30 protein-coding genes are annotated in these 26,427 nt (G+C 72.8%); 15 read left to right on the top strand and 15 right to left on the bottom strand.

All coding sequences use genetic code 11. The annotated features are described in order from the left end of the window. Positions 1 to 203 precede the first annotated feature (203 nt). The 3 genes from HNP84_RS32855 (at position 204) to HNP84_RS32865 (ending at position 2,041) form a co-directional block, all read left to right on the top strand. Entirely contained in the window at positions 204 to 398 is a 195-nt protein-coding gene (locus HNP84_RS32855) for a hypothetical protein (protein ID WP_221337055.1), read from the top strand. Between the two features lie 167 nt (positions 399 to 565). After that, the gene (locus tag HNP84_RS32860) at positions 566 to 1,381 is read left to right on the top strand and encodes an alpha/beta fold hydrolase (protein ID WP_185053836.1); all 816 of its coding nucleotides are present in this window, start codon (positions 566 to 568) and stop codon (positions 1,379 to 1,381) included. A 252-nt stretch (positions 1,382 to 1,633) separates the two neighbouring features. Then, positions 1,634 to 2,041 carry a hypothetical protein gene (locus HNP84_RS32865; protein WP_185053837.1) on the top strand — a complete coding sequence of 136 codons (408 nt, stop codon included), beginning with the start codon at positions 1,634 to 1,636 and terminating at the stop codon, positions 2,039 to 2,041. A gap of 226 nt (positions 2,042 to 2,267) precedes the next feature. Here the strand turns inward: HNP84_RS32865 and HNP84_RS32870 are convergent, their stop codons facing one another. Next, complete coding sequence (locus HNP84_RS32870) at positions 2,268 to 4,121, bottom strand: serine hydrolase domain-containing protein (RefSeq protein ID WP_185053838.1); 1,854 nt, start codon at positions 4,119 to 4,121, stop codon at positions 2,268 to 2,270. A 167-nt stretch (positions 4,122 to 4,288) separates the two neighbouring features. Here HNP84_RS32870 and HNP84_RS32875 point away from each other — a divergent pair, with 167 nt between their 5' ends. Further along, positions 4,289 to 5,440, top strand: a complete 1,152-nt coding sequence (locus tag HNP84_RS32875) for a sensor histidine kinase (RefSeq protein WP_185053839.1) — start codon at positions 4,289 to 4,291, stop codon at positions 5,438 to 5,440. Further along, positions 5,415 to 6,068: a response regulator transcription factor gene (locus tag HNP84_RS32880; protein WP_185053840.1), complete on the top strand. Its 654-nt coding sequence runs from the start codon at positions 5,415 to 5,417 to the stop codon at positions 6,066 to 6,068. Before HNP84_RS32875 ends, HNP84_RS32880 begins: the two co-directional genes overlap by 26 nt. Positions 6,069 to 6,094: 26 nt before the next feature. On the opposite strand, the gene HNP84_RS32885 is transcribed toward HNP84_RS32880, so the two are convergent. Further along, positions 6,095 to 6,709, bottom strand: a complete 615-nt coding sequence (locus HNP84_RS32885) for a TetR/AcrR family transcriptional regulator (protein WP_185053841.1) — start codon at positions 6,707 to 6,709, stop codon at positions 6,095 to 6,097. Between the two features lie 204 nt (positions 6,710 to 6,913). Between HNP84_RS32885 and HNP84_RS32890 the strand changes: the two genes are divergently transcribed. Together HNP84_RS32890 and HNP84_RS32895 are read left to right on the top strand one after the other, a co-directional pair. After that, the gene (locus tag HNP84_RS32890) at positions 6,914 to 8,047 is read left to right on the top strand and encodes an FAD-dependent oxidoreductase (RefSeq protein ID WP_185053842.1); all 1,134 of its coding nucleotides are present in this window, start codon (positions 6,914 to 6,916) and stop codon (positions 8,045 to 8,047) included. Continuing rightward, on the top strand, positions 8,044 to 8,442 hold the full coding sequence (locus tag HNP84_RS32895; protein WP_185054094.1) for an NUDIX hydrolase: 399 nt from the start codon (positions 8,044 to 8,046) through the stop codon (positions 8,440 to 8,442). Before HNP84_RS32890 ends, HNP84_RS32895 begins: the two co-directional genes overlap by 4 nt. On the opposite strand, the gene HNP84_RS32900 is transcribed toward HNP84_RS32895, so the two are convergent. From HNP84_RS32900 to HNP84_RS32910, 3 genes are read right to left on the bottom strand one after another with little or no spacing between them, the layout of a single operon-like run. Beyond that, a complete protein-coding gene (locus tag HNP84_RS32900) occupies positions 8,412 to 9,203 on the bottom strand; it encodes a VOC family protein (protein WP_185053843.1) in 792 nt (263 codons plus the stop codon). The genes HNP84_RS32895 and HNP84_RS32900 overlap by 31 nt on opposite strands. A 43-nt stretch (positions 9,204 to 9,246) precedes the next feature. After that, positions 9,247 to 9,660 (bottom strand): VOC family protein, encoded by a 414-nt coding sequence (locus HNP84_RS32905; RefSeq protein WP_185053844.1) that lies wholly within the window; start codon positions 9,658 to 9,660, stop codon positions 9,247 to 9,249. 20 nt (positions 9,661 to 9,680) lie between these two features. Next, entirely contained in the window at positions 9,681 to 10,115 is a 435-nt protein-coding gene (locus tag HNP84_RS32910) for a helix-turn-helix transcriptional regulator (RefSeq protein ID WP_185053845.1), read from the bottom strand. A gap of 163 nt (positions 10,116 to 10,278) precedes the next feature. On the opposite strand from HNP84_RS32910, the gene HNP84_RS32915 reads away from it, so the two are divergent. Beyond that, on the top strand, positions 10,279 to 10,713 hold the full coding sequence (locus HNP84_RS32915) for an iron chaperone (protein ID WP_185053846.1): 435 nt from the start codon (positions 10,279 to 10,281) through the stop codon (positions 10,711 to 10,713). A gap of 88 nt (positions 10,714 to 10,801) precedes the next feature. On the opposite strand, the gene HNP84_RS32920 is transcribed toward HNP84_RS32915, so the two are convergent. Further along, entirely contained in the window at positions 10,802 to 11,251 is a 450-nt protein-coding gene (locus tag HNP84_RS32920) for a VOC family protein (protein WP_185053847.1), read from the bottom strand. A 141-nt stretch (positions 11,252 to 11,392) separates the two neighbouring features. Beyond that, positions 11,393 to 11,875, bottom strand: coding sequence for an MmyB family transcriptional regulator (locus HNP84_RS32925; protein ID WP_312926322.1), 483 nt, complete (start codon positions 11,873 to 11,875; stop codon positions 11,393 to 11,395). Positions 11,876 to 11,896: 21 nt separating this feature from the next. Between HNP84_RS32925 and HNP84_RS32930 the strand changes: the two genes are divergently transcribed. The 3 genes from HNP84_RS32930 to HNP84_RS32940 all read left to right on the top strand — a co-directional run bounded on the left by HNP84_RS32930 (position 11,897) and on the right by HNP84_RS32940 (position 13,426). After that, a complete protein-coding gene (locus HNP84_RS32930; RefSeq protein ID WP_185053848.1) occupies positions 11,897 to 12,676 on the top strand; it encodes an NAD(P)H-dependent oxidoreductase in 780 nt (259 codons plus the stop codon). Between the two features lie 139 nt (positions 12,677 to 12,815). Next, the gene (locus tag HNP84_RS32935) at positions 12,816 to 13,235 is read left to right on the top strand and encodes a hypothetical protein (protein ID WP_185053849.1); all 420 of its coding nucleotides are present in this window, start codon (positions 12,816 to 12,818) and stop codon (positions 13,233 to 13,235) included. Beyond that, on the top strand, positions 13,232 to 13,426 hold the full coding sequence (locus tag HNP84_RS32940; RefSeq protein ID WP_185053850.1) for a helix-turn-helix transcriptional regulator: 195 nt from the start codon (positions 13,232 to 13,234) through the stop codon (positions 13,424 to 13,426). Before HNP84_RS32935 ends, HNP84_RS32940 begins: the two co-directional genes overlap by 4 nt. Before the next feature lie 240 nt (positions 13,427 to 13,666). On the opposite strand, the gene HNP84_RS32945 is transcribed toward HNP84_RS32940, so the two are convergent. Next, the gene (locus tag HNP84_RS32945; protein ID WP_185053851.1) at positions 13,667 to 14,650 is read right to left on the bottom strand and encodes an aldo/keto reductase; all 984 of its coding nucleotides are present in this window, start codon (positions 14,648 to 14,650) and stop codon (positions 13,667 to 13,669) included. A gap of 114 nt (positions 14,651 to 14,764) precedes the next feature. On the opposite strand from HNP84_RS32945, the gene pdxR reads away from it, so the two are divergent. Then, positions 14,765 to 16,258, top strand: coding sequence for a MocR-like pyridoxine biosynthesis transcription factor PdxR (pdxR, locus tag HNP84_RS32950; protein WP_185053852.1), 1,494 nt, complete (start codon positions 14,765 to 14,767; stop codon positions 16,256 to 16,258). Between the two features lie 22 nt (positions 16,259 to 16,280). Here the strand turns inward: pdxR and HNP84_RS32955 are convergent, their stop codons facing one another. Then, positions 16,281 to 17,783 carry a carboxylesterase/lipase family protein gene (locus tag HNP84_RS32955; protein WP_185053853.1) on the bottom strand — a complete coding sequence of 501 codons (1,503 nt, stop codon included), beginning with the start codon at positions 17,781 to 17,783 and terminating at the stop codon, positions 16,281 to 16,283. Positions 17,784 to 17,869: 86 nt separating this feature from the next. Here HNP84_RS32955 and HNP84_RS56350 point away from each other — a divergent pair, with 86 nt between their 5' ends. Continuing rightward, on the top strand, positions 17,870 to 18,460 hold the full coding sequence (locus HNP84_RS56350; protein ID WP_221337056.1) for a QsdR family transcriptional regulator: 591 nt from the start codon (positions 17,870 to 17,872) through the stop codon (positions 18,458 to 18,460). Positions 18,461 to 18,499: 39 nt separating this feature from the next. On the opposite strand, the gene HNP84_RS55405 is transcribed toward HNP84_RS56350, so the two are convergent. Both HNP84_RS55405 and HNP84_RS32970 read right to left on the bottom strand, forming a co-directional pair. After that, entirely contained in the window at positions 18,500 to 19,255 is a 756-nt protein-coding gene (locus tag HNP84_RS55405) for an NUDIX hydrolase (RefSeq protein WP_221337057.1), read from the bottom strand. A gap of 74 nt (positions 19,256 to 19,329) precedes the next feature. Continuing rightward, positions 19,330 to 21,288 carry an AfsR/SARP family transcriptional regulator gene (locus tag HNP84_RS32970; protein WP_185053855.1) on the bottom strand — a complete coding sequence of 653 codons (1,959 nt, stop codon included), beginning with the start codon at positions 21,286 to 21,288 and terminating at the stop codon, positions 19,330 to 19,332. A 110-nt stretch (positions 21,289 to 21,398) separates the two neighbouring features. On the opposite strand from HNP84_RS32970, the gene HNP84_RS32975 reads away from it, so the two are divergent. Beyond that, the gene (locus HNP84_RS32975) at positions 21,399 to 22,277 is read left to right on the top strand and encodes an alpha/beta fold hydrolase (protein ID WP_185053856.1); all 879 of its coding nucleotides are present in this window, start codon (positions 21,399 to 21,401) and stop codon (positions 22,275 to 22,277) included. Positions 22,278 to 22,531: 254 nt separating this feature from the next. After that, entirely contained in the window at positions 22,532 to 23,260 is a 729-nt protein-coding gene (locus HNP84_RS32980; protein ID WP_246519052.1) for a polyprenol monophosphomannose synthase, read from the top strand. Between the two features lie 24 nt (positions 23,261 to 23,284). On the opposite strand, the gene HNP84_RS32985 is transcribed toward HNP84_RS32980, so the two are convergent. From HNP84_RS32985 to HNP84_RS33000, 4 genes are all read right to left on the bottom strand, one after another. Next, positions 23,285 to 23,818, bottom strand: a complete 534-nt coding sequence (locus HNP84_RS32985; protein ID WP_185053857.1) for a PadR family transcriptional regulator — start codon at positions 23,816 to 23,818, stop codon at positions 23,285 to 23,287. Between the two features lie 76 nt (positions 23,819 to 23,894). After that, positions 23,895 to 24,665, bottom strand: coding sequence for an alpha/beta fold hydrolase (locus HNP84_RS32990; RefSeq protein ID WP_185053858.1), 771 nt, complete (start codon positions 24,663 to 24,665; stop codon positions 23,895 to 23,897). A gap of 98 nt (positions 24,666 to 24,763) precedes the next feature. Further along, positions 24,764 to 26,044 (bottom strand): RNA polymerase sigma factor, encoded by a 1,281-nt coding sequence (locus HNP84_RS32995; RefSeq protein WP_312926328.1) that lies wholly within the window; start codon positions 26,042 to 26,044, stop codon positions 24,764 to 24,766. Continuing rightward, positions 26,041 to 26,376 carry a YciI family protein gene (locus HNP84_RS33000; protein ID WP_185053860.1) on the bottom strand — a complete coding sequence of 112 codons (336 nt, stop codon included), beginning with the start codon at positions 26,374 to 26,376 and terminating at the stop codon, positions 26,041 to 26,043. Before HNP84_RS33000 ends, HNP84_RS32995 begins: the two co-directional genes overlap by 4 nt. Positions 26,377 to 26,427 lie beyond the last annotated feature (51 nt).

A 26,427-nucleotide genomic window follows, 5' to 3' on the forward strand; every position in this document is an offset into this window, starting at 1 on the left:
CTGGAATTCGCCCTGTGCGCCCTGTTCACCGTGCTCACCCTGGACGCCTTCCGCTTTCGCGACGAGATCGGCTCGGCGCTGCTCGCCGGGGGCGAGCGTGAGCGTCGCCCTCATCGTCACCCCGGACATGGCCATCTTCACCGCGCTGCTGCTGTTCCTCGCCCTGCTGTTGGCACGCCACGCCCTCGCCGCCGCCAGCGTGGATGCTGGTCGGCATCCTGGCCATTCTGGCGGTGACCGCGCTGCATGGCACCATCGCCGCCGACCCGCGCGTGACGCTGTACGCGTTGCTCGCGGTCGCGCTCACCGCGGGCGTCCACGTCGCCTCCGGCCGCCGCACGATCCTGAGCGTCGGGGTCGGCACGGCCGTCTACGTCGTGCTCGTCAACGCCTACTAAGTCCCGCAGTGTGCCGGGCAGGGGATCCGTCCCATGCGGTCCTTGCCGGCCGGAACGTCACCGTGGCGGCGGCCGGGCGGCGATCGGGTCTGATGCGGGTGTCGTGTCAGCGGCCGTGTCAGTACGGCGACGGCCCGGCATCAGTGCCTGGGGTCATTGTGGACCACATGACGAAGAACAGCGCTTCCTCGATGCACTCGAAGTGGACAGGCATGGTGCCGGTGGGCGATACCGCCCTGGCCGTCACCGACACCGGTGGTTCCGGTATCCCTGTGGTCTACCTCAACGGCCACACCGCCACTCAGGGGTATTGGCGGCGGGTCATCGCCGAACTGGGGACGGAGTGGCGGCACATCACCTACGACATGCGGGCCCGCGGCAAGTCGAAGCGTTCGGCGGACTATTCGTTCGAGACGAACGTCCGGGATGTCGATGCCGTTCTCGCGGCCCGGGGCGTGGACCGGGCGCTGCTGGTGGGCTGGTCCTACGGAGCGTTCGTCGCGGCGCACTGGGCCAGCCGGAATCCCGGCCGTACCGTGGGCGCGGTCCTGGTTGACGGCGCCCAGCCCTACGACTGGCTCGATGAGGCCATGGAGCAGCGGATCCGGAAGCTGTTTCGGCGGATGAGGTGGATCCTGCCGTTACTGCGCCCGACGGGCCTGACCCCGCGGATGACCGCCGAACAGATCGCGAACAGCAACATCGAGCTCGGCCTGATCGCCCGCGAGCGCGAGCTGGGCCCCGTGCTGGACAGCATCACCGTCCCGGCGCGGTATGTGGTCGCTTCGGGGGTGTCCTTCGGAAGCAAGGGTGATGAGCAGGAACGGATCCGCGCCGGCCTCGGTGCGGTGACCGCCCGTAACCCGAACATCCGAATCAGCGCGAAGGTCCCCAGTAACCACGCCGCGATCCTGCGTAAGGACTTCCGCGCCGTCGCCGAGGCCGTACGCGAGGTCGCCGCCCTCGACCGCGGCCGGCCCTGACGACCTGACCGGCGGACTGACGATCCAGCCAGGCAGCGGCCTTCGCCCGTTGTCAGGGTGAAGACCGTGCGGCATTGCCACCGGTTCGGTCTGGCGGGCGATCCGGTCCGTGGGCGTGTCCGTCCCGTGCCAATGACGGCGGTCCGACCCGGCCTGAGCAGGCGAGAGACCCCGGGCGACCAGCAGGACCGCATTCCCACAATCCGTCCGTTCGACTGCCCTTCGCAACCGATCCAAAGGAGGCAGACCACCATGCCCATCACCCTTACCGCCCAGGACAAGATCACCCTGCGTACCGCCGCCTACGGCGCCGTCTCGTTGATCGTCGCCGCTGACGCGACCGGCAAGCCGCACCGGGCCGCGACCGACGGCTCCATCGCCCTGGGTTCCGCGACCGGCCTGGTCGGGCACGTGCTGGCCGAGTGGCCCAAGGGGGTGAACCTGAGCGGCAAGTCCGTGGCCGAACTCGCCGACCTGGTGCTGCCGGCTCTGACGGCGGCCATGAGCCTGCTCAAGCAGCAGGCTCCGGCAGAGGCCGGCAACTTCCGCAGTACCGTCGTCGTCGCCGTCGAAGCAGCCGCCCGTACTCACCAGGGCCGGCCCAGCCCCGTCCTGGCGGACATGATCCGCAAGATCACCGCAGCCCTCGACGCCGCTTGATGCCATGTCGCCCCGCGGCTACCGCGGGGGAGCAGGACCGGGCCCGGCGGCCGGTGGCACCCGCGGCGGGGGGTCGGCTCTGAGTTCAGTCGGCGGGCGACCATACCTGTGCCGGCAGCACGGCGTTCGCGCCGAACGGCGTCGCGCTCCGGGCCGGTGCGACGGGCTTCTCGGCGGCCGGGTGAAGGCCAGTTCGATGCTCGACATCAAATCAGGTCAAGGCCGTCTAGCCGAATTGCCAGCCGAGCAGGTTCCAGTGCCGGCAGAACCAAACGAGGGCCAGCATTCCGGCCAGCAGGACCACCTGGTGGCCGCGGGCCAGGACGCCGGGGCCCTGCCGCCTCCAGCCGATGACGGTGGTGGTGATCGCGGCGACGGTGAGGGCGAGGAACAGCGGGGGAAGGAGCAGCAGGGCCCGGAGGGAGTCCGGAACCCCGTACAGGATGCTCGTCTCGCCGGTCAGCATCAGCGTGAACAGGACGATGAACACCAGCCCGACGGCGCCGGCCAGGCCGGCGAGGAGCCGTCCGGCCCGCCAGGCGCGGGACGTCCGCGAGGGACGCCTACGCAGCCGCCGGATCGCGGCGGTCAGCGGCAGGCCGAGCACGGCGGTCAAGGCGGTGACGGCGAACGTCAGGACGACGACGAGGTTGGCCGGGGGAGTGTCCCACCAGGGGATGAGCTCGTAGGCGGGACCGTCGGTGGCCGCGTACGTGGCGGCGCCGTCCGTGACGAACGCCAGTCGCTGCCACCCGCCGTCCTGCTGGTAGAGCCCCGGCGCCAGGGGGCTCCACGTCTTGCCCAGGAACGCGAGCTTCCCGCCGTCCTCGATCCGCAGCCGGGACGAGCCGGTCAGCGTGAGCACCTTCTCGATGGTCGACTCGACGCTGCGGGTCGGCTTGTAGAAGCCCGCCACGGGAGCGGCCGTCCTCCCCGAGGAGGCGGGCGCGGCGCGATCGCCGGGGAGGAAGCGGTCGAAGAAGGCGGGCAGGAGCTCGGTGACGGCGTCGATGCCGCCGACGCCGTTGGTGGAGACGAACAGGCCGAGGTCGGCGTCGGGCACCAGCAGCAGCAGGCTCGCGAAGCCCTCCCAGGCGCCGTCGTGCATGATCACGCGGTGTCCGTTGAGCGTCTGCTCCTTGAACCCGTGGGCGTACCCGTCGATGCGCGGGTCGGCGGCGAAGGACCGCTGGTGCATGAGACGGGCGGTGGGCTCGTCGAGCAGGGGCCCGCTCCGCAGATGGGCGATCATGAAGCGGGCCATGTCGTTCGCGGTGGCGCTGATCGATCCGTCGGGCGCGAGGTTGTCGAAGACGAAGGGTTTGCGCTGGTACGTCCCCTCGTCGTAGTCGTAGCTGCGAGCCTGGCCGGCGGCCAGGGCGGCGGGGACCGGCTCGGCGGCCGTGCTGTGCCGCATGCCGAGCGGGTCCAGGATGTGCGCCTGTACGTACTGGTCGTACGGCTGCCCGCTCACCTGCGACACGATGTATCCGGCCAGCGCGGCGCCATAGTTCGAATAGGCCGACACCAGACCGGGCGGTCGCACCCGCGCCGGCAGGCGCTCGGCGAGATACGTGCCCAGCGGTGGCACGTCGGCCTTGCTCCGGGAGCCCAGGCCGATGGCGCTGTCCTCGAATCCGGCGGTGTGGCTCATGAGGTGCGCCAGCGTGATCGGCTGGGGGTACGTCGCGGGGATCTTGAACGTGGTGAGGTAGCGGTTCACGTCCGCGTGCAGGTCCAGCCGCCCCTGTTGCACCTGCTGCATGACTGCGGTCCAGGTGAACAGCTTGGTGATCGAGGCGATCCGCACCAGCGAGGTCTCGGGGTCGAACGGCGTCCGGTTCTCGCGGTCGGCCAGGCCGTACCCCTTGCTGAAGATGTTCCGTCCGCCGCCCACCACCGAGACCACCGCGCCCGGCACGTGGTTGGCCTCCAGTCCTCGCGCCATCGCGGCGTCGAAGAAGTCCGTCAGCTCACGGGTGTCCGGAATGTCCGCGGCCGACGCCGGGGCGGGGACGGAGACGACCCCCAGCGACAGCACGACGACGAGCAGCAGGCGAGGGAGGGTGACTGGCCACACGGCGTGACTCCTGACGTTGTAGGTGTCATCAAGGGTGCGGTCGGCGAGGGTGCGGCCACATCGCCATCAGATCCATGGCCGCGTCACACTAAAGTCGGAGATTTCCTGCGGTAGGCATCGACGCTCGGCCGAGGTGACGCCGGCGCCGCCCTGGCTACGCTGGGCCGATGGTGCCCGACCGGAGCGCGCTGCGGCGGCTCGTCACATCCGGCCCGCACGCGATCAGCGCGGCGTCCGTGGCGTTCTGTATGTTCCTGACCGTCCTGGCGGTCAAGACACCGTGGGCGCCGCTGCCGCGCGGAGTCATCGCCGCCGCCGGGCTGGTCGCCTCCAGCGCCGTGTGGTTCCACGAGCGGCGGCCGGCCGTCGTCGCCGCCGTCGGGGCGGTCGGGTACGCGCTGTCGGGCAATCCCGGGCCGCTGCTGATCGGCCTGTTCTCCGGCGCGGGGACCCGGCTGGGCGCACGGTTCGCGGCGCTGGCGGCGATCGGCGTCGCGGGATTCCTGGCCCAGCAGTGGATCGGCAACGGCGGGTTCGGAGCGGGCGCGCTCCTCTCCGCGGTGGCCGCCACCGGCGTCGTGCTCCTGGCCGGCCTGTACACCGCCACTCGCCGCGAGCTCACCCGATCACTGCGCGAACGCGCGGAGCGCGCCGAGAGCGAACGGCACCTGCGCGACGAACAGGCGAAGGCCGACGAGCGCGCCCGGATCGCGCGGGAGATGCACGACGTGCTCGCGCACAAAGTCACCCTCATCTCGCTGCACGCCGGCGGGCTGGAGGTGAACGCCGATGCGGAACCGGCACGGATTCGGCGGGAGGCGGCGCTGATCCGGCTCACCGCCCAGGAGGCGCTCGAAGAGCTGCGGAAGATCGTGGGCGTGTTGCGGGCGGGACACGACGACGACACCGGATTCGCCGACCTGCGGCGGTTGGTGGAGTCGTGGGCGGCGGCCGGCAACACCCTCACGCTGCACGACGACCTCGGCCCGTTGCCCGCGGCGACGGCCCGGGCCGCCTACCGGCTCGTCCAGGAAGGGCTGACCAACGCACACAAACACGCCCCCGGCGCGCCCGTCACCGTCTCGGTGACCGGCAGCCCGGAGGACGGCGTCACGATCGCGGTCGTCAACGAGCTCAGGCCCGGAGCGTACCCGTCCGGTGGCGGGGCCGGTCTGGTCGGCCTGGCGGAGCGTTTCCGATTGATCGGCGGAACGGTGCGCAGCGCGCCCGATGATGCGGGAGGCTGGCGTCTCGAGGGCCGGTTGCCGTGGGACGCATCCGCGAGGGGCACGCATGATCAGAACGCTGCTGGTGGATGACGAGTCGCTGATCCGCGCCGGGCTGCGATTCATCCTCGAATCCGCGCCCGACGTGGAGATCGTGGGGGAGGCCGAGGACGGGGACCAGGCGGTCGACGCCGTCCGCCGCCTCCGGCCGGACGTCGTCCTGATGGACATCAGGATGCCGCGGTCCGATGGCCTGGCCGCCACCGAGGCCATCCGCGAGCTCGCCCGGCCGCCCGCGGTGGTGATCCTCACCACGTTCGACACCGACGAGTACGTCTTCACCGCCCTGGAGGCCGGGGCCTGCGGCTTCCTGCTCAAGGACACCTCGCCGCACGACTTGATCGCCGCGGTGCGCGTCGCGCACGCCGGCGACTCGATGCTGTCCCCGCGGGTGACCCGGCGGCTGATCCACCGGGTCACCACCCACGTGCCGATCCGGCGGCACCGTGATGCGCTGGCCCGGCTGGAGATTCTCACCGACCGCGAGCGCGAGGTGCTCACCGAGGTGGGGCTCGGCCGCTCCAACGCCGAGATCGCGGCCAGTCTGAACATGAGCCAGGCGACGGTCAAAAGCCACATATCCCACCTGTTCACCAAGCTCGCCGTCACGAACCGAGTGCAGGTGGCCATCGCCGCCTACCGCGCCGGCCTGGTGGACTGACCCGTACGTTCGCCGCTCAGCACGCCTCACGACTTGGTCTGGGCGAGTGCGCTCCAGCCGTGTTCCAGGAGGTCGAAGGCCCGGGTGATGGCCTCGCGGGGGTCGTCGTGGGTGTAGGCCGCGCGGGGGGCTTCGAGGGCGAAGTGGGCCAGGGCGGCGCAGATGGGGTCGTCGGCGGCGAGGCCGCTCTCCTCGGCGATGGCCTGGGCGAGTGCGGCGGTGTGGCGCAGCCACATGTTCTGGGCATAGTCGCGCAGCGCGGGAGTACTGGCCACCAGGCCGGCGAAGGCGGTGAAGCCGGCGTCGCCGTCGGCGGCGGCCAGCCGGGTGGTCAGGGCGTGCTCGCGCAGCGCGGCGGGGATGGACTGGCCCTTGGGCCGCTCGCGGACGGCGGCGAGCAGGCGGGCCTCCTGGTCGGAGTCCTCGTCGAAGACGAGGGCTTCCTTGACCGGGAAGTGCTTGAACAGCGTGGTGGTGGACACGTCGGCGGCGTCCGCGATCTCGCGAATGCTGACCTCGTCGTATCCGCGCTCCAGGAACAGGCGCAGCGCGGCGTCGGCGATGGCCTGGCGGGTGGCGGCCTTCTTGCGCTCGCGGCGCCCCACGGGCGCGGGAGAGGTGTCGGTCGTGGTGCTGGGCATACCGGCACCCTACATCCTCGGTTGACTCACTTCAAAAGTTGACTTGTTGCACTTATTGGGTTGGTGTGCTTTTCTGGAGCGGCGGTTCCGAGGGATCACCCGGCCGCCCTCTCTTCTCGGCGAGGCCCCGCCATCCCCTGATCCCACCGCCCCCTTCAGCACGGCAGTCACGGCACTGCCGCACCGAACGAACGGAGCACCACGATGAACACCACGCCGACACCCCGTATCGCCATCATCGGAGCCGGCCCCGGCGGGCTGATCTGCGCTCGCATCCTCCAGCAGCACGGCATCACCGCCGCCGTCTACGACCGCGACCCCGGCCCCGACGCCCGCGACCAGGGCGGCAGCCTCGACCTGCACGCCGACAACGGCCAGATCGCCCTGCGCGAAGCCGGCCTCCTGGAGGAGTTCTTCCGACTGGCCCGGCCCGAGGGCCAGGAGATGCGCCAGATGGACCCGGCCGGCACGATCCTCTTCCACCACGTCCCCGAGCAGGACGAGCGGTTCAAACCGGAAATCGACCGCGGCCGGCTGCGCGAGCTGCTGCTCGGCTCGCTTCAGCCCGGCACCGTACGCTGGGGGCACGCCCTGCAGAGCGTCAGCGGCCCCGCTGAAGGCACCCGGCGACTCCACTTCGCCGACGGCGCCACCGTCGAAGCCGACCTCGTCGTCGGCGCCGACGGCGCCTGGTCCAAGGTCCGCCGCGCCGTCTCCCAGGCCACCCCCCGCTACAGCGGCGTAAGCTTCCTGGAAGCCTGGTTCCACGACGTCGCGACCCGACACCCCGACATCGCCGAGCTCGTCGGCCAGGGCAGCGCCGCCGCAGCCGACGGCGAGCGCGGTCTGTTCGCCCAGCGCAACAGCGGCGACCACATCCGTGTCTACATCATCCAGCGCGTCCCGGCCGCCTGGATCACCGCCGGCGGGCTCACCCTCCAGGACACCGGCGGCATCCGCGCCCTCCTGCTGGAGCGCTACCGCGACTGGTCGCCCCGCCTGCGCCAACTGATCGCCGACAACGACGGCCCCTACGTCGATCGCCCGATCTTCGCCCTGCCCGTCCCACACGTCTGGGAGCACAACCCCACGGTGACCCTGCTCGGCGACGCCGCCCACCTCATGCCCCCGCTCGGCGTCGGCGTCAACCTCGCCATGCTGGACGGATGCGACCTCGCCCTCGCCATCGCCCGCCACGACACCATCGGCGAAGCCATCCACGCCTACGAGAAGACCATGCTTCCCCGCTCCACGGAGATGGCCCGGCTCCTCGACGGCGCCGCCGACGGGCTGCTGTCCACGGAGCTGCCCGACTTCGCCACCGCCGAGGACCACTGACCGTCTGGACTCTTCCAGGGGGCGGGGTCGGGTACGGGGAGGATCCGTTCGACGCGGTGATCCGGGAGGTGATCGAGGAGACGGGCTGCGACGCGGTGGTCGAACGCCTGCTGGGCGTGGACTCAAGGGTGATTCCCGCCGCGGTCGCCCGTGCCGGCACCGAGCACCAGAATGTCGGCATCTTCTACCGGATACGTATCACGGGCGGCCGGCTCCGGCCCGAGCCGGACGGCGAAACCGCCGAGCCGGTCTGGACCGCTATCCCCGATGTCGCCCGCCTGCGTCGGTCATCGCTCGTCGAGGGATGGGCGCCGACCGGTTGCGTGGGGGATGCGTCCTCACGCGACGGGCCGGGCGGTTGCCGTCAGGCGGGTGTGGTGATTTCCCAGCGATAGCCGTCGGGGTCGGTGAAGTGCCCGGCGTACTCACCCTGGCCGGTCTGGGCCGCTGCGGCGGTGACCCGGCCACCGGCCGAGTTCGCGGCGGCGAGAAGAGCGTCCACATCGTCACGCGAGGCGGCGATGTGGGTGAGGACGAGCGCGGAGAAGCCGTCGCCGTGCTCGTCGCCGACGCCGGCGTCCTTGGCGAGGGCTTTGCGGGGCAGCAGGCCCAGCCGGCACACGCCGGCGGCGATGGTGAAGTCGATGAACTTGTCTCCGTAGTCGTGGTTGACGCTCATGCCCAGCGCCTCGTAGAACGCCTTGGACGCCTTCGGCTTGGCGACGCCGAGGTAGACGGCGGTCTCGGTCGGTTTCGGTGGGCCGCAGACGGGTTCGGTGTCCTTCTTGGAGGCCGCGGCCAGCTTCCACATGGCCCCGTCCGGTGCCTGGTAGACGGCGGTGAACTCGCCGAACATCTGTTTCTTGGCCGGTTTGATGACCGTTGCGCCGTTGGCGGTGGCGGCGTCGAGGAGGGATTTCACCTCCGCGGGCTGGTTGACGATGCAGGACAGGACGTGGCCACGGAAGCCCGCGCTCGGCGGCTTCGTAGCGGAGCCGGTGGCGGGCGCGTCCATCTGGCGGAGGGCGAGCCGTCCGGTGCCGTGCAGGTCGAGACCGGCATCGGTGGCCGTGGCCGAGAATGCGGCGGTGTAGAAGGAGCGGGCGGTTTCTACCTGCGGTACGCCGATCGTGATGATGTCTATGCGGAGCGTCATCGAGTGGGTCCTTGGTGTTGCGGGAGGTCGGTTGATCTGCGGCTCACGCAGATGCGCTGGTGACGCGGATGAGGTTGCCGGCGGGGTCGCGGAAGGCGCAGTCGCGGACTCCGTAGTCCTGGTCGATGGGTTCCTGCACCACATCGGCCCCGGCGGCCTGGAGGCGGTCGAACAGCCCGTCGAGGTCGTCGGTGGCCAGCGTGATGGCGGTGTAGACGCCCTTGGTGATGAGTTCCAGGATGGTGCGGCGCTCCTCCTCGGTGATGCCCGGATCGGCCGCCGGTGGGTGCAACACGATGGAGGTGCCGGGTTGCCCGACCGGGCCGACGGTGATCCACCGCATGTCCTCGTAGCCGGCGTCGGCCCGGACCTCGAAGCCCAGGATGTCGCGATAGAAGACCAGAGCGGCCTCGGGGTCGGTCTGCGGGACGAAGGCCTGCTGAATGGTGATGTTCACGTCCGTCACGCTATGCACCACTACCGGGCGCGGGCTTCTCGATTCTTGACCGGTCTGGTCACTTGCTTGCTCAGACACGGCGGAATGCCCGCCGCCGCCTGGGAGTGGTCACGCCGGTAGACGCTCGGCGGCACGCCGACCAGTTCGGTGAACCTCGTGCTGAAGGTGCCCAGCGAGGAGAAGCCCACCTCGAAGCACACCTCCGTGACGCTCAGGTCTCCGCGGCGCAGCAGCGTCATGGCCCGTTCGATGCGCCGGGTCATCAGGTACGAGTACGGGGACTCACCGTAGAGACGACGAAACCCCCGGCTCAGGTGCCCGATCGACATGTGCGCCCCGCGGGCCAGTGTGTCGAGGTTCAGCGGCTTGGCGTACTCACGATCGATCCGGTCCCGCACACGGCGCATCATGGCGATGTCGCGCAACCGTTGCGCCAGCGCACGCCCACCATCCATGAGCACCATCGTCCCATTTTCACACCCGGCGCACGGACGATCGGGCCGGCCAGAGGTGTCGCCGAGACACGGCGAGCATCGATCAAGAATCGAGAAGCGCCGGCTCCCACGGCACGGCTAACCTCGCTTGCGTCCTACCGCCCATGACAGGAAAGTGACAGCGATGAGCAGGAACGGCTTCTCCGAGGAAGAACGCGCCGCCATGAAGGAGCGCGCCGCGGAACTGAAGAGGGAGGCGAACCGCGGTCGTGGCAACAAGGCGGCGGCCGAGGAACTCGACGTGCTGACGAAGATCGCGGAGATGGAGCCGCCGGACCGCGCAATAGCGGAACGCATCCACGCCATCGTCACCGCCAACGCCCCGGAACTGGCGCCGAAGCTCTGGTACGGACAGCCGGCCTACGCCAGAAAGGGGAAGGTCGTGTGCTTCTTCCGGAGCGGGCACGTGGACAACGAGCCATACTCCACCTTCGGCTTCACCGCCGAAGCCAACCTCGCCGACGCCGCCGGCCTGTGGCCCACGTCCTTCGCCGTGACCGAGCTGAGCGACGAGGCCACGAACATGATCACCGCCCTCGTCAAGAAGGCCGTCAGCTGACGCTTCCGCGCGCCCGGCTCACACCTCCCGAGCCGCGCGCCGTGCTGCGGGCGGCAGCCGGATCGCCCTGGCCGGCCGTGACGGACCGTCAGCCGAGTTGCTGGGCCAAGGCGACGACGATGCCCTCGGGGCCGCGGACATAGCAGATCCGATAGCTGTCCTCGTACTGTTCCAGCGTGCCGACGAGTTCGGCTCCGTGGGGGCGCAGGCGGGCAATGACGTCCTCGATGTCGTCGACGACGAACATGACGCGGCGAATGCCCAGCGTGTTCGCCGGCGCGTCCTTCGGCTCGGTGCTGATCGCCTTCGGCGTGTGGAACTTCGCCAGCTCGATTCCGCCGACGCCGCCCGGGATCCGCAGCATTGCGACCTCCTGCCGCACCCCGTTGAGGCCGATGACACGCTCCGCCTGCTCCGCCCAACGCCCCTCGATCGGCGCCCTGCCCTCCAGTTCCATGCCGAGTTCGACGAAGAACGCGATGGCGGCGTCAAGGTCGTCGACAACGATGAGGACGTTGTCCATCCGCTGGATGGTCATGCCGGGTCTCCTTCATCACGCGGCCGGTTCGTGGCCGCTGGTGTCCCTGGGACGGAGCCGGCGCCGCATTCTCGACACCAGGCAGTCGATGTGGACGTACTGGAGCGGGGAGAGCCGGGCGAGGAGTTCGCCGGTGATGCATCACCCGCCCAGCGGTGATGTGGCTGTGGGACGCACGTCGCCATCGGCGTCCAGGCTGGCCAGGAGCCGCAGGGCGTCGGCGGAGGGGCTGCCGGGGGCCGCTGAGAGCACCAGCAGTTCCATGCCCGATTCGTCCGACAGCGTGAAGTTCTCCTGGTGCAGTTCCAGCTCCCCGACCAGGGGGTGCCGGTAGGCCTTGCGCCCGTACGTCCGCGCGCGCACGTCCGCGCGGGCCCACAGGCGCCGGAAACGCTCGCTGCCCATCGCCAGCTCCCCGATCAACGAGGCCAGGCGCGGATCGTCGGGGTACTTGCCGGCCGCCAGGCGCAGGTGCCCGACCACGTCGCGGGTGCACTGGTCCCAGTCGGCGTACAGGCCGCGCTCGGTCTCCGTGAAGGTGGTCCTGCCGTTACCAGGAAGCCGGGTCCGACGGAAGTAGCGCCCCTGAACGGCGGCCGCCCGGGTGTGAAGGATCGAAGGCACTCGATCCAAAGGAGTTCGCACATGAAGACGCTGATCGTCTACGCCCACCCGGAGCCGAGGTCGCTCAACGGCTCGCTGAAGGACCTGGCGGTGGCCACGCTGGAGAAGGCGGGGCACGAGGTGCGGGTCAGTGACCTGTACGCGATGCGCTGGAAGGCGGTCGTGGACGCCGGGGACTTCGGCCCGTCCGCTTCGAGCCCGCTGAAGGTCGCCGCGGACTCGGGGCGGGCCTTCGACACCGGAACCCTCACCCCGGACGTCCTGGCCGAGCAGGAGAAGCTGCTGTGGGCGGACATGATCATCTTCCAGTTCCCGATGTGGTGGTACACGATGCCGGCGATCCTCAAAGGCTGGGTCGACCGGGTCTTCACGTACCACTTCGCGTACGGCGTCGGCGAGCACAGCGACGTCAAGTACGGGGAGCGTTTCGGCGAGGGAACCCTCGCGGGCAGGCGGGCGCTGCTGTCGGTGACCGTCGGCGGCCCGGAGTCGCACTACGCCGAGCGCGGGATCAACGGCCCGATCGACGACCTGCTGTTCCCGATCCAGCACGGCATCCTGTACTACCCGGGGATCGAGGTGCTGCCGCCGTTCGTGCTGTACGGCTCGGACCGGGTCACCGACGAGGACTTCCCGGACATCGCCAAGGCCTGGGAGCAGCGGCTGCTGACCTTGGAGTCGACCGAGCCGATCGCGTTCCGGCGGCAGAACTTCGGCGACTACGAGATCCCGTCACTGCACCTGAAGGAAGGGCTGGAGCCCCCGGGCCGCTCGGGGTTCAGGCTCCACGTACGGCCCTAGCCTCCGGCGAGCGGCGACAACGTCTGGGTGCGCGCCCCCAATCACGGCCCGCCTCGATGTCAAGCACACTTGACATCGAGGCGGGCCGTCTCCTACCGTGTCAAGCGTACTTGACATCTCGCTGCGGGGAGGGCACCTCGTGCAAGCGCACAACACGGCCGGAGACTATCGGGAATCGATCAAGACGAGCGTTCGGCTCGTCCTCTGGACACTCGCCTGGGTGGCGACCCTCGCTTTAGCCAAGTTCGGTCCCGAGCTGTCCTGGGGCTCGCGGCAACCGGTGGCGAGCTGGGCCGCGGTTGCCGCCAACCTGGTCGCCGGCATCGGATGGATCGTCGCCTTCACGCGCTTTCTCCGAGGACAAGATGAGCTGCAGCGAAAGATCCTCCAGGACGCGCTGGCGATCACCCTCGGAGTGGGGTGGGTCGCCGGATTCGCCTACGTCGTCGCGGACGGCGCCGACCTCGTCGCCTACGACGTCGATATCGCGGTCCTCCCCGTGTTCATGGGAGTCGTATACTTGATCGCCATCGTCGCCGGCAAGATCAGATATCGATGAAGAACCGCATCCCGGAACTTCGGGCCGAACGCGCCTGGACCCAGGCCGACCTGGCTCAGCGTGTCAGCGTGTCGAGGCAGACGATCAACGCCATCGAGAAGGGGAAGTTCGACCCGAGCCTTCCGGTCGCCTTCCGTCTCGCCAAGGTGTTCAACCTGACGATCGAAGAGCTCTTCATCGACGATCAATGAAGCGCCTCGGGTGCACCAGCCGCGCGCGGCGCTCGGACGGCGGGCCGTCATGGTCACGGTCGACCAGGATCACCATCTCATGAGGAGGCCGGGAGGCGCTCGGTGAACGCGCCGGAGCGACCGCGGGCGACGTCGCCGCCCGGCCCGGCCGGGCCGGGGCCGGTGAGCCCCGCTGCGGCGGCCCCGCCCCGGTGGGGGCCTCCGTCCCGGGGAGCACGGCGGCCCCCGCCGGCACCAGGATCAGCGAGCCAGCAGCGCGTCGATCTCGCCCATCTGGGCCGGGGTCAGCGGGCCGCGGTCGAGCGCCCCGGCGTTCTCCTCCGCCTGGGCCACCGACTTGAACCCGGGAATGGGGATCATCGCCTCGCCCCGGGCGAGGATCCACGCCAGCGCGCCCTGGGCGAGGGTGCGGCCCTCGCTGGTGAGGATCTCCCGGACGGCGGCCAGCCGGTCGAGGGCGTCCTGGTCGGGACGTCCGTCGCGGAAGTAGGTCACCCACGAGTGCCCGCTGCCGCGTACGTCGTCGGCGGGCAGCCGCGACTCGGCGGTGAACTTGCCCGTCAGCAGCCCCATCGCCAGCGGCGAGCGGGCCAGGCCGGCCAGGCCGGCCTCCTCGCTGACCTCGACCAGGCCGGGCACGTCGCTGAGCACGTTGATCGCGAACTGCACGGCCGCCGCGCCATGCCGGCCGGCCAGCATCCGGGCCCGTTCCTCGTCGTCGGTGCTCCACCCGTAGCTGCGGATCATGCCCTTGTCGACCAGGCTCTCCAGCTCGGCGAACACGTCCTCGGCGGCGGCGGTGCCGGTGTCTCCCACGTGCAACTGGTACAGGTCGATGTAGTCGGTGCCCAGGCGGGCCAGCGACGCCTCGCACGCGCGCCGTACGTACGCGGCGGAGGTGTCGGTGCCGGTGATCTCCTTCCGCGCCTCGTCGTAGGTGTAGCCGAACTTCGTGGCGATGACCACGGCGTCGCGCCGGTCCCGCAGGGCGCGGCCGAGGACCCGCTCGCTGTGGCCGGTGCCGTAGACGTCGGCGGTGTCGAAGAACGTCACGCCCAGATCGACGGCGCGGTCGATCGCGCGGATGGACTCGTCGTCGTCCACCTCCCCCCAGCCGTCCTGCTTGCCGTCGAGCAGGAACGGCCCGCCGATCGCCCAGCACCCCAGTCCGATCGCGCCGACCTCCAGCTCCGTGCCGCCGAGCTTCCTGGTCAAAGTGGTCATATCCCTGCTCCTTCACGGATCTTCATCTCACTCGGCCGTCTACGGTAAGCGCGACTTGGTATCGTCTGAAGAACCAATTTCCGCCAAGCAGGCAAGTCCATTTCCGGGCCGATCATGTCCAGGCAGTCCCCTTCGCTCGCCGCGGTCGGCATCACGCTCGACCCCGCCCCGGGCATCGCCGTCTCGCGTCACCTCTACGAGCGGATCCGCGACGCCATCCTGTCCGGCCAGCTCAGGCCGGGGCTCAGGCTGCCGTCCTCGCGTGCGCTCGCGGCCGAGCTGGGCGTGTCGCGCACCACCACGGTCACCGCGTACGAGCGGCTGCGCGACGAGGGCTACCTGGACGGACGGGTCGGCGCCGGCACCACCGTGGCACTGCTGCAGATCCCCCCGGCGGCGGCTCCCGTCCACCAGCCCCCGGCCGTACGCCGCCCGCCGCGGTTGTCTGCCCAGGGCGCCGCCCTGGCCGGCGTGCGCTGGCGGATACGGCACGCCATGGACGGCCCCGGCTCTGGCCCACCGGCGTTCCCGGTCGGCCGCCCGGCGCTCGACGCGTTCCCGGCCGAGCTGTGGGGCAAGGTGGTGGCCCGGCGCGCCCGCCGCTCGGCCGGCTCCCTCCTGCGCTACCAGCATCCCGCCGGGTACCGGCCGCTGCGCGAGGCCATCGCCGCGTACGCCGGCATGGCCAGGGCGGTGCGCTGCACCCCGGAACAGGTGCTGGTCGTGGGCGGCGCGCAGGCCGGGCTCAGCCTCGCCGCCCGGCTGCTCCTCGACCCGGGCGACGACGCCTGGATGGAGAACCCGGGCTACTACGGCGCCCGCGGCGCGATCATCGCCGCCGGGGCCACCCCGGTCCCGGTGCCCGTCGATGAGGACGGCCTGGACATCGCCGCGGGGAAGGCGTTGGCGCCCCGCGCCCGGGTCGCCTACGTGACCCCCTCGCACCAGTTCCCGCTGGGCGTCACCATGAGCCTGCCCCGCCGGCTCGCCCTGCTGGAGTGGGCGCGCACCGCCGACGCCTACGTCGTGGAGGACGACTACGACAGCGAATACCGCTACGTCGGGGACCCGCTCCCCTCCCTGCAAGGTCTGGACGGCTCGGGACGCGTGGTGTACGTCGGCAGCTTCAGCAAGGTGCTGTTCCCCGCGCTGCGCATCGGATACCTGATCGTGCCCGACGAGCTCGTGGACGCCTTCGCGGCCGGGCAGCGCTTCGCCGCCGCGCACGTCCCCGCGCTTGAGCAGGCCGCCCTCACCGACTTCATCGCCGACGGGCACTTCGCCCGGCACGTCCGGCGCATGCGCGCCCTGTACGCCGAACGGGGGGCCGCCCTGGTGCAGGCGGCGCGGCGCGAGCTCGACGGAGTCCTGTCCGTGACGCCCGCGCACGCCGGCCTGCACGTCATCGGCTGGCTGCCGGACGGCATGGACGACGGGGCGGCCGCCCTGCGGGCCGCGGAGCACGGCGTGGACGTGCAGCCCTTGTCCGCGCACGCCCAAGAGCCCGGCCGGCGTCCCGGGCTGCTCCTGGGCCACGCGGCGACGCCCGAGCCCGACATCGTCACCGGCATCCAGCGCCTCGCGGCCGCCCTGACCGCGGCGTCCTAGCCGACCGGCACGCCGCCCCGCCTCAGCGGATGCCGTTCCACACGGCGCGTTCGTCGCCGGCCGGGTCGGCGGCCTCCTCGACCTTGTCGCTGATCAGGCCGGTGGCGCGCTCCGGCGGAGTGTACGGGGACCAGCCGGGCGTGCCGTCGGCGACGAACGACACCCAGGTGCCGTGCGCGGTGTCGGCGACGGCGGGGGAGGGGTCGTCGCCGATGAGGGGGCGTACGTCCTGCCGGTCGATCGTGCCGAACACGAACGGCAGCTCGACCGCGTGGCAGGCGCCGAAGCCGTGGTTGGCCTCCGGATCGGGATGGTCGAAGCGGTACATCCAGGTCGTGGCGCCGGTGGCGGCGCGGGCCTCGGCGACGCGGACGGCCGGGATGCGGAAGAACCAGTCGGAGACGGCGGCGGCGAGGAGATCGCCGGGGCGGGCGCCGGGGCGGTTGGCCCGGTAGACGGCCAGCCCGGCGGGGGTGAGGCCGTAGGCCGCCACGGCGGCTTCGAGCGCGGCGTCGTCGATCAGGTCGATGGTGCGGGCCGCGACCAGGAACAGCCGCGCCTCGTCCCGGGTCGATCCGATCAGCAGCGGCACGTCGGCGCCGCGGCCGGCGGCGATGGCCTCCAGCGGGGCGGTGGGGAGCACGGTGCCGTCCACGGTGGGCGCGAACGGCAGCAGGCTCAGCGCGAGGGTGCCCCACTTGGCCGGGTCGGGCGTGCCCTGTACCTCCACCACCAGGTCGGAGGCGGCGCGCACGAGGGTGTCGAGGGCGACCTGCTTGATCGCCTCGCGCGTCGGCGGCACGCCGAGCGCCTCGGCCAGGTAGCGGCCCACCATGAGTCCCTGCTCGGGGGGCAGGGCGTGGGCGGCGGCGCCGGACTGGGCGATGGCCCGGGCGAACAGGCCCTCGGTCTGCGGCATGGACAGCAGCGTGGTCACGCTCATCGCCCCGGCCGACTCGCCGGCGACGGTGACCCGTGCGGGGTCGCCGCCGAACGCGGCGATGTTCTCCTGCACCCAGCGCAGGGCGGCGATCTGGTCGAGCAGGCCCAGGTTGGCCACGCCGTCGCCGAGGTACAGGAAGCCCTCGGCCGCCATCCGGTAGTTGATCGTGACGCATACGACGCCGTCGCGGGCGAAGGCGGCGCCGTCGTACGCGCCGACCGAGCCCGAGCCGTTCATGAACGACCCGCCGTGGATCCACACCAGCACCGGCAGGCCGGACCCGCCCGGGTCGGGGGTCCAGACGTTGAGGTTCAGGCACTCCTCGCCCGCGATGACGACCTCGCGGAAGAGCGGCTGGTACTGCGGCGGGTAGTCCCCCTTGGGCACGGTCGGCCCGTACGCGGTGGCCGCCCGGGTGCCGCTCCACGACGGCGCGGGCCGCGGCGGCAGCATCCGGTTCGGGCCGAAGGGTGCGGCGGCGTAGGGGATGCCGAGGAAGGCCGCCACGCCTCCCGGGAGAAGCCGGCCCGCCAGCCTGCCGCTCGACACCGTCACCACTGGAGCTTGCATCGGATCGTTCATGTGTTGCTCCGTTGCCACATTTCCGGCGAATGACGCAGACTGTCTCCCATGACGTCACACTTGTCAACGGTGCCGGAGCCGCGATTGTGAGCACTCCGCTGCAGCGGCACCTCAGCGGCGCGGCCCCGGCCCGCCCGGGCCCGCTCGACGTGCTGCGCGAGGCCCAGCGCATGTTCCAGGCGGGCGAGCGCGTGGACATGCAGACCCTCGCGGCCACGCTCGGCGTGGACCGCACCACCGTGTACCGGTGGGTCGGGTCACGCGAACGGCTCCTGGTCGAGGTGCTGTGGCGCCTGATGAGCAAGACGGTGGCCCGCCTGCGCGAGCCCACGGCGGCCGGCGCCCGCCCCACGGCCGCCGAGGTGATCGTCGGGGCCACGCACGCGGCGATGACGAACGCGGGCATGCGCCGCTTCCTGCAGCAGGAGGGCGACCTGGCCCTGAAGCTGCTGACCACCAAGGCGGGGGAGTTCCAGCACCGCCTGATCGAGCTGGTCGCCGACGTGGTCGAGGCCGACCGCCGCGACGGCCTGCTGCGCAGTCCCCTGCCCGCCGAGGAGCTGCCCTACGTCCTGGTCCGGATCATGGAGTCCTACGTCTACCTCGGGCTGATCACCGGCGAGGAGCCCGACACCGCCCGCGCGGCCCAGGTCATCCGGGTCCTGCTGCCCTCCTGACCCGGCCCGTGGCCGGGCCGCGTCACCGGGATGGCTGCGTCAGCGGCCTGTCAGCGCGCCCGCGTACCGGCGGAGCACCGGCTCCAGGTAGTCCGCGAGGGGGCCGCCGAGGGCCGGCAGCTCGGCCGGGCCGGCGACCAGGGCGATCTCGTCGAGTTCCGGGTCGCGCCCCAGCGCCCGCTCCGCGCTCACCGCGGCGGCGTGCCGCTCGCGCAGCAGCGACTCGGGCCGGGGCGGGGCGAGGAACAGCACCCCGACGTTGCCGTGGTCACCGCGCGTGACCAGCCACAGCCTCAGCTCCTGCGGCGCGAGCTGCACGCCGGTCTCCTCGGCCAGCTCCCGGGCGGCGTGCCGGGTGAGCGCGGCCGCATCCAGGCGGTCGCCGGCCGGCGGGGGTTCGACCGTGCCGCCGGGAAGCTGCCAGCGGCCGGGGAAGGACGTGGCCGGCGACATCCGCCCCACCAGCACGCGCCTGTCCTCGGAAGGCTGCAGGACGCTGACGAACAGCGACGGCAGCAACGCGGTGGCGCCCGGGACCCGGCGCAGGGCGAGCAGCCGGTACGTCGTGCGCGCCCAGGCGATGACCAGGTCGTGCGGCCCGTCGCGGTCCAGCCCGGCGCACGCCGCCACCGGCCCGTCGAACAGGCACGGGTTGGCCCGGACCGCCTCCTCCCACACCTGGTCCATGGCCGCCCGCTCCTGCGGTGAGGGCCGGGGCGCGGGGGCTTCGACCAGGCGGAGCCGGCCGGGCTGCAGGAACTCGACGCCGTCGCGGTGCTGCGGTGGTTGGCTCACCCGGCTCATGCTGGCACACCCGCCCCGCCCCGGCGGCGTACGACATGCGGGCGGCGCGCCGTGACCCGTCCGGGTCAGCGGCCGTGCAGGGCGGCGGCGAGGGCGTCGAGGTGGCGGGCGACGGGGCCGAGGGTGAGCATGCCGCTGCCGGCGCCGGCCAGCTCGGCGGCGGCGGGCGCGAGGGCGGCATGGGCGCGCCGCATCGCCTCCCGGTCGCCCAGGGCGATGCCCGCCCGGCCCATCAGGCACCACAGGGCCTCGGCCAGCAGGTCGCGGGGCGGGTCGGGGGCCGCGCGCAGGGCCTGGGCGGCCTCGTCGCGGCGGTCGCGGGCCAGCAGCACCAGGGGGCGGGCCCACGGCTCGTAGGGCCCCCACCCGCCGGGTTCGCCGAGGACGGGCAGCCCGTGGCGCAGGCGCAGGCACAGCAGCGCCAGCGCAAGCAGGCCGTCTTCCACGCCGGGCATGCCGCAGCCGTCCAGGCGTTCGGCGGCCCGCCGGTAGGCCGCCTCGGCCTCGGCGGGCCCGGCCCGGCCGGTGGCGTCCAGGCGCAGCGCCCGGTACCACTGGGTGAACACCCCCACCAGCGGCAGCTCATGCCGCTCGGCCAGGCGGTCGGCGGCGCGGGCGTGCTCGTCGGCGGCCGGGAAGTCGGCGAGCGCGGCGCGCGACTGGAGGCGGATGAGGTGCCCGAGCACCTCGTAGGTGACCAGGCCGTGGCGCCGGGACAACGCGATCAGCTCGGCGCCGATCTCGTCGCGCCGCCCGGCCAGTCCGGTGCGGTGGAAGGTCTGCATGAACAGGCCGTTGAGCGCGAAGGCCAGCAGCGCCGGATCGTCCAGGCCGCGGGCGATCCGCTCGGCCTCGCGGGCCGCCTGGGGGCCGCGGGCGCAGTGGGTGCCGCGCGATTCCAGGGCGATCGTGGCCAGCAGCCGGGCGCGGGTGGCCTCGGGCGCGCCGGGCGGGAGCGCGGCCAGGGTGCGTTCGGCCGCCGCGACGATCCGGGCCGCCTGCGCGGGGTCGTCGCTGCGGGTCCAGATCGCCGGGACGTCGTAGGCGCCGATGACGCGCGCGGTCAGCTCGGGGTCGTGCAGCTCCTCGGCCGCGGCGACGGCGGCGGCGCGGTGGCGGCGGGCCGCCTCAAGCCCGCTGCCGCCGGTCACGGCCAGGTCGCGCATCAGGCCGACCGTGGACTCCAGCCGGGCGCGGGCGCCGCGCGGCGCAACCCGGTCGTAGGCGGCGGCGGCCTGCGCCCACACCTGTTCGGCCCTGGCCGGGGCGTCCAGGTGCGGGGCCTGGCGCAGGATGTCGGCCTCCAGGCCGCGCAGCGCCGGCCCGGGGTCCACCCCCAGGTGCTCCACGAGGAGCGTACGCGCCCGCCGCAGCACCGCCAGCGCGTCGCCCTGGCGGCCGGTGCGGTACAGCGCCAGCGCCAGCAGCCGCCAGGCGTCCTCGCGCCAGGGGTGCCCGGCCACGTGCGCGTCCAGATCCGGCACCGCCTCGGCGGCCAGGCCCAGGGCCAATCGCGCGCCGGCCTGCCGCTCCACGGCGGTCAGGCGCAGCTCGGCCAGGCGGGAGCGCTCGGCGTGCGCCCAGTCCTGCTCGGCGAACTCGGCGTACGCCGGGCCGCGCCACCAGCCCAGCGCCTCCTCCAGCCGCGTGAGCGCCTGCTCGGGCGGCAGCTCCGGGGCGGCGGCGACCGCCTGCTCGAACCTCCAGGCGTCCACGGCGCCGGGCTCGGCGCGCAGCGCGTACCCCGGCCCCTCGGTGACCAGCAGCCGCGCGGCGGCGCGGGGCGGGCGGCCGGGCTCCAGCGCCCGGCGCAGCGCGGCCACGAACGTGCGCACCGCGCTGACCGCGCCCGGCGGCGGGTCGTCCCACAGGTCGGCCACCAGGTCGGCGAGCGGGACGACGCGGCGGCGGGCGATGATCAGCCGGGCCAGCACCGCCCGGTGCCGGGGCCCTTTCAGCCCGATCACGGCGCCGGAGGGCTCCCAGGCCGTCACCGGCCCCAGGACTCCGAACCCGACCTGCACTGCGCGACCACTCCTTTCACCGGTCACCGTAGCGCGCTGACCGGATGCTCATCGCCGCCCGGCAGGGTGGACGGCGTCCGGCACCGAGTGAGAGGAACGGAGAAACCACCATGGCCCCTGTCATCCCCGGATTCGGCTACCAGCGGGTCCCCGTCGGCGACGGGGTGTCGCTGAACGTGGCCGTCGCGGGCTCGGGCAGCCCGATCGTGCTGCTGCACGGCTTCCCGCAGACCCACCTGATGTGGCGGCACGTGGCCGCCGACCTGGCGGCCGGTCACACCGTGATCTGCCCCGACCTGCGCGGCTACGGAGCCAGCGACAAGCCCGCCGAGAGCGGCCCCGGCACCTACTCCAAGCGCACCATGGCCGCCGACGTGATCGCCCTGGCCCGCGCCCTGGGGCACGAGCGCTTCGCGCTGGCCGGGCACGACCGCGGCGCCCTGGTGGCCTTCCGCGCCGGTTTGGACCACCCCGAGGCGATCACCCACCTGGCCTGCCTGGACGTGCTGCCGACGGTGGACATGTGGGAGGTGTTGCGCGGCGCCGGCGCCGCGGTCGGCTTCCACCTGTACCTGATGGCCCAGCCGCCCGGCCTGCCCGAGCAGATGATCGCCGCGGCCCCGGACGTCTTCTTCGGGCACTTCCTGGACCTGTGGGCGGGCGACCGGGGGGCGATCCCCGCCGACGTGCGCGCGGCCTACCTGTCGGCCTGCCGGGAGGCGATCCCCTCGATCGTGGCCGACTACCGCGCCTCGGCCGGGATCGACATCGAGCACGACCTGGCCGACCGCGAGGCCGGCGCCCGGCTGCGGATGCCGGTCACCGTGCTGCAGCAGGACTGGGGCGCCGCCCTCGGCTACGACGCCGCCGCGCTGTGGCGCGCCTGGGCCCCGGACTTGCGGCACGTGACGGTGACGTGCGGCCACTTCATGGCCGAGGAGGCCCCCGCCGACATCGCCGGGGCGCTGCGCGAGCTGCTGACGCGCTGAGCCCCCCGGGGGCGGAACGGCGGGGTGCGCCTTCGACGTGCCCGACGGGTGCGCGCGGCCTCGGTAGGCTCCATCGCGTGACCCGATCCGCGTCGAGCGGATCCGCCGAGCAGAAACCGGAGCTGATGATCCAACGCGACTCGCGAGCCGTATCGCAGGGCCAGGCCCCGCCGGAACGTACGCCGGCGGGCGTGCGCGCCGCACAGGCCGTGCGCCTGCCCGAGCCCTGGGCGTCGTCGGCGGTGACGGTGGTGATGCCCACCTACAACGAGGCCGACAACCTGCCCGCCGTCCTGGAGGCCCTGTTCGCCCTGCCCCTGCCGGCGTTGCGGGTGCTGGTGGTGGACGACAACTCCCCCGACGGCACCGGTGACCTGGCCGAGCGGCTGGCCCGCGAGGAGTACGGGCCCGAGCGCCTGTCGGTGCTGCGCCGTCCGGGCAAGCAGGGGCTCGGCCGCGCCTACGTGCACGGCATCACGCACGCGCTGGAGCACGGCGCCGACTTCGTCGTGCAGATGGACGCCGATCTGTCCCATCCGCCCGAGGCGGTGCCGCAGATGCTGGGCACGCTGCTGTCCACCGAGGCCGACGTCGTGATCGGCAGCCGTTACGCCACCGGCGGCAAGCTGGCCGAGAACTGGGCGCCGCACCGCAAGGCCCTGTCGGCGTGGGCGAACTTCTATGTGCGGGTGCTGCTGCACCTGCGCATCCGCGACGTGACCGCCGGGTTCAAGATCTGGCGCCGCGAGACGCTGCGCGCGATCGACGTGGCCGGGGTGGCCAGCAACGGCTACTCCTTCCAGGTCGAGATGAACTACCGCGCCGTCAGGCTCGGCCTGAAGATCGTCGAGGTGCCGATCCGGTTCGAGGAGCGCCACGACGGCCAGAGCAAGATGAGCCTGGGCGTGCAGCTTGAGTCGGCGCTGATGCCGTTCCGGCTGCGCCGCCTGGCGGGCCGGCTCGGCGCCCCGCCGCGCGAATGACGGGGGAACGCGCGGCGATCCGGCTCAGGCGCCCGGCCGGGGCGGGTGCTCGGCGGCCCAGCGCGCCCAGTCGGCCAGGGCCTGGTTGAGCCGGATGGCGGCCTCGATGGTCACCCGCATCGACTGCACCGGCGGGGCGCTGCCGAACTCGCCGCGGTCCTTGCGCGCGGCGTAGTCGCGGTAGACCTCCGCGGCGGCGGCGTAGAACGCGGCCTCGCGCTCCAGGTGATCGGCCAGCTCGCCGGGGTCCATCAGCCAGAAGAACAGCGAGCGCAGCAGCGGCTGCAGCCGCATGGTGTGGTCCACGTCGCCGTCGGCCAGCCACTTGCGCACCGCCGCCAGCCCGTCGGGGGTGATCCGGTACGCCGTGCGCCGCCGCGGCCCCTGGCTGTCGACCTCGATCAGCCCCTCATCGGCCAGGCGGCGCAGCTCGGCGTAGATCTTGGGGTGCTGGGCCGGCCAGATCTGGCCCAGCACCTCCTGGAAGCGCTGGGCCAGGTCGTATCCGCTGGCCGGTCCCTCGGCCAGCAGGCCGAGCAGCCCGTAGCGCAGCGACATGCCAACGCCTCCCTCAACGCGCGCGCCGATCCCGAGATCCCATCTTGGCACGGCGCGGCGGTGCGGGAGGCCACGGTCAGGGCCGGGTGAAGAACTCGGTGAGCACCGGGGCGATCACGTCGGGGGCCACGTCGTGGCCCTGCCCGTCCAGGGTCAGGTGGGCGCCGCGGGGCAGGGCGGCGGCCAGGGCGCGGGCGGTGGCGCGCATCCACTCGGGGCTGTCGCCGCCGTCCAGCACCAGCACCGGCCCGCCGGCGCCGGACACCCGCGGCAGCCCGCCGCCGGTCAGCGCGAAGTCGTAGGGCAGGGTGTGCGCCACGGCCTCCAGGGCCGCCCACATCGGAGTGGAGCGCATCTGCCCGATCATCTGCCGTGGCAGGCCGACCCCGGTCATGAACGCCTCCAGGGCGTCGCCGCGGCGTCCCTGGCCGATCAGGCCGGCGATGCGGCGCCCGGCCTCGGCTCCGGCGGCGGCCTCGGCGGCGTCGAGGGCGTAGGGCGGCTCGTACAGCGCCGCCCTGGCCACCCCGGCGCCGGCGATCATCGCGCGCAGGACCAGCGCGGCGCCGGAGGAGTGGCCGTAGGCGTACGCCGTGCCGCCGGCCGCGGCGATCAGCGCGGCCAGGTCCTCCACCTCCCGCTCGGGGGCGTACGGCGGGGTGTCGCCGCTGTCGCCGCGCCCCCGCCGGTCGTAGGTGTAGACGGTGAAGTGCCCGGCCAGCAGCGGGACCAGGGGCCCGGGGCTGTGGCGGGTGTTGAGCGCGCCGCCTGTGATCACGAGCGCGGGGCCGGTTCCGGTGCGCTCGAAGGCGATGGCGGTGCCGTCGGCGGAGGTGACCTTCTCCATGGGGCAGCCCTTCTTCGTCGTTCGGTGTTCGTCTGCGGGGGCGGAACGCCGCCCGCGTCCCACCGACGAACGGCCCCGCCCGGCACAGACACCCCCGGTCAGGGCCGCCCGCCCACCTCCTGCAGCCGGCGTGTCAGGTAGCGGCGTTCGGGGCCGGTGGGGGCCAGCTCCAGCGCCCGCCCGTAGGCGCTGGCGGCCTCGGCCGCGCGGCCCATGCGGCGCAGCAGGTCGGCGCGGGTGGCCGGCAGCAGGTGGTAGCCCTCCAGCGTGCCGGCGGCCTCCAGCGCCTCCACCAGTTCCAGCCCGGCGGCCGGGCCGCGGGCCATGCCGACCGCGACCGCCCGGTTCAGCTCCACCACCGGCGAGGGCGTCAGGCGGGCCAGCCTGCCGTACAGCGCGGCGATCTCCTGCCAGTCGGTGTCCTGCCAGCGCGCGGCGGTGGCGTGGCAGGCGGCGATGGCCGCCTGGATCTGGTACGGCCCCGGCCGTCCGCGCCGCAGCGCCCGGTCCAGCACCGCGACGCCCTCCTCGATCTCGGCGGAGTCCCACCGCGCCCGGTCCTGGTGCTCCAGGGTGACCAGTTCGCCCGCCTCGTCCACCCGCGTCGCGCGGCGGGCGTGGTGCAGCAGCAGCAACGCCAGCAGCCCGCCGGCCTCCGGCTCGCCGGGCATCAGCCCGGCCAGCAGGCGGGCCAGCCGGATCGCCTCCCCGGCCAGCACCTGGCGCATCGGATCGGCCCCGGCGGAGTAGCCCTCGTTGAACAGCAGGTACAGCACCGCCAGCACCGCCGCGGTGCGCTCGGGCAGCAGGTGGGCCGGCGGCACGCGGAAGGGGATGCCCGCGTCGCGGATCTTGCGTTTGGCGCGCACGAGGCGCTGCGACATCGTGGCCTGCGGCACCAGGAACGCCCGCGCGATCTGCGCGGTGCTCAGCCCGGCCAGCGTGCGCAGGGTGAGCGCGACGCGCGCCTCGAAGGCCAGGGCGGGATGGCAGCAGGTGAACATCAGCCGCAGCCGGTCATCGGCCACGCCGCTGGCCGTGGCGCCGCCCTCGTCCGCCGACGCGGGGTCCTGCCCGAGGTCCTGCGCGGGGTCCTGCGCCGTCAGGGCCGCCTCCCGCAGCTTGGCCCGCCCGGCCCGCTCGCGGCGCAGCCGGTCGGTGGCCCGGTTGCGGGCCGTGACCGTCAGCCAGGCCCCTGGCCGGCGTGGCACGCCGTCGCGCGGCCAGACCCGCAGCGCGGCGGCGAAGGCGTCCTGGGCGCACTCCTCGGCGAGGTCCCAGTCGCCGGTCAGGCCGATCAAGGTGGCGACGATCTGGCCCCACTCCTGGCGGAAGGCGGCCTCGACCGCCGCGGTCACGTCGCCGGGGGCGCCGGTCACGGCTCCAGGACCGGCCGGATCTCGATCTTGCCGACGGCGGCGACCGGGTGGCGGGCCGCGATGCGCACGGCCTCCTCCATCGTGGCGCACTCGATCATGCTGAAGCCGCCGACGAGGTCCTTGGTCTCGGCGAAGGGGCCGTCGCTGACCAGCACCTCGCCCTCGCGCACCCGGACGGTGGCCGTCTCGGGGCGCAACGCGCCGCCGCCGACCAGGACGCCGCGCTCGGTCATCTCCTGCGACCAGCCGCCGCAGCCGTCCATGGCCTCCAGCCTGGCCCGCGCCTCGGGACCGGCCGTGTCGTCGGCGCCGATCAGCAGCATGTATCGCATGGGTGTCCCTCCTTCGAACCCCGCCGCCTGCCACGACGAACCCTAGCCGCC

Source organism: Thermocatellispora tengchongensis (assembly GCF_014202315.1).
Classification (GTDB): Bacteria; Actinomycetota; Actinomycetes; order Streptosporangiales; family Streptosporangiaceae; genus Thermocatellispora; species Thermocatellispora tengchongensis.

Coding starts and splice junctions, on each gene's coding strand:
- HNP84_RS32890 (WP_185053842.1), top strand. CDS start 6,914: ATGAACACCACGCCGACACCCCGTATCGCCATCATCGGAGCCGGCCCC.
- HNP84_RS32880 (WP_185053840.1), top strand. CDS start 5,415: ATGATCAGAACGCTGCTGGTGGATGACGAGTCGCTGATCCGCGCCGGG.
- HNP84_RS32985 (WP_185053857.1), bottom strand. CDS start 23,818: ATGTCGCTGCGCTACGGGCTGCTCGGCCTGCTGGCCGAGGGACCGGCC.
- HNP84_RS32885 (WP_185053841.1), bottom strand. CDS start 6,709: ATGCCCAGCACCACGACCGACACCTCTCCCGCGCCCGTGGGGCGCCGC.
- HNP84_RS33000 (WP_185053860.1), bottom strand. CDS start 26,376: ATGCGATACATGCTGCTGATCGGCGCCGACGACACGGCCGGTCCCGAG.
- HNP84_RS32945 (WP_185053851.1), bottom strand. CDS start 14,650: ATGACCACTTTGACCAGGAAGCTCGGCGGCACGGAGCTGGAGGTCGGC.
- HNP84_RS32990 (WP_185053858.1), bottom strand. CDS start 24,665: ATGGAGAAGGTCACCTCCGCCGACGGCACCGCCATCGCCTTCGAGCGC.
- HNP84_RS32865 (WP_185053837.1), top strand. CDS start 1,634: ATGCCCATCACCCTTACCGCCCAGGACAAGATCACCCTGCGTACCGCC.
- HNP84_RS32875 (WP_185053839.1), top strand. CDS start 4,289: ATGGTGCCCGACCGGAGCGCGCTGCGGCGGCTCGTCACATCCGGCCCG.
- HNP84_RS32920 (WP_185053847.1), bottom strand. CDS start 11,251: ATGACCATCCAGCGGATGGACAACGTCCTCATCGTTGTCGACGACCTT.
- HNP84_RS32860 (WP_185053836.1), top strand. CDS start 566: ATGACGAAGAACAGCGCTTCCTCGATGCACTCGAAGTGGACAGGCATG.
- HNP84_RS32940 (WP_185053850.1), top strand. CDS start 13,232: ATGAAGAACCGCATCCCGGAACTTCGGGCCGAACGCGCCTGGACCCAG.
- HNP84_RS32910 (WP_185053845.1), bottom strand. CDS start 10,115: ATGGATGGTGGGCGTGCGCTGGCGCAACGGTTGCGCGACATCGCCATG.
- HNP84_RS32900 (WP_185053843.1), bottom strand. CDS start 9,203: ATGACGCTCCGCATAGACATCATCACGATCGGCGTACCGCAGGTAGAA.
- HNP84_RS32955 (WP_185053853.1), bottom strand. CDS start 17,783: ATGAACGATCCGATGCAAGCTCCAGTGGTGACGGTGTCGAGCGGCAGG.
- HNP84_RS32855 (WP_221337055.1), top strand. CDS start 204: ATGCTGGTCGGCATCCTGGCCATTCTGGCGGTGACCGCGCTGCATGGC.
- pdxR (WP_185053852.1), top strand. CDS start 14,765: ATGTCCAGGCAGTCCCCTTCGCTCGCCGCGGTCGGCATCACGCTCGAC.
- HNP84_RS32980 (WP_246519052.1), top strand. CDS start 22,532: ATGCCCACCTACAACGAGGCCGACAACCTGCCCGCCGTCCTGGAGGCC.
- HNP84_RS32975 (WP_185053856.1), top strand. CDS start 21,399: ATGGCCCCTGTCATCCCCGGATTCGGCTACCAGCGGGTCCCCGTCGGC.
- HNP84_RS32915 (WP_185053846.1), top strand. CDS start 10,279: ATGAGCAGGAACGGCTTCTCCGAGGAAGAACGCGCCGCCATGAAGGAG.
- HNP84_RS32930 (WP_185053848.1), top strand. CDS start 11,897: ATGAAGACGCTGATCGTCTACGCCCACCCGGAGCCGAGGTCGCTCAAC.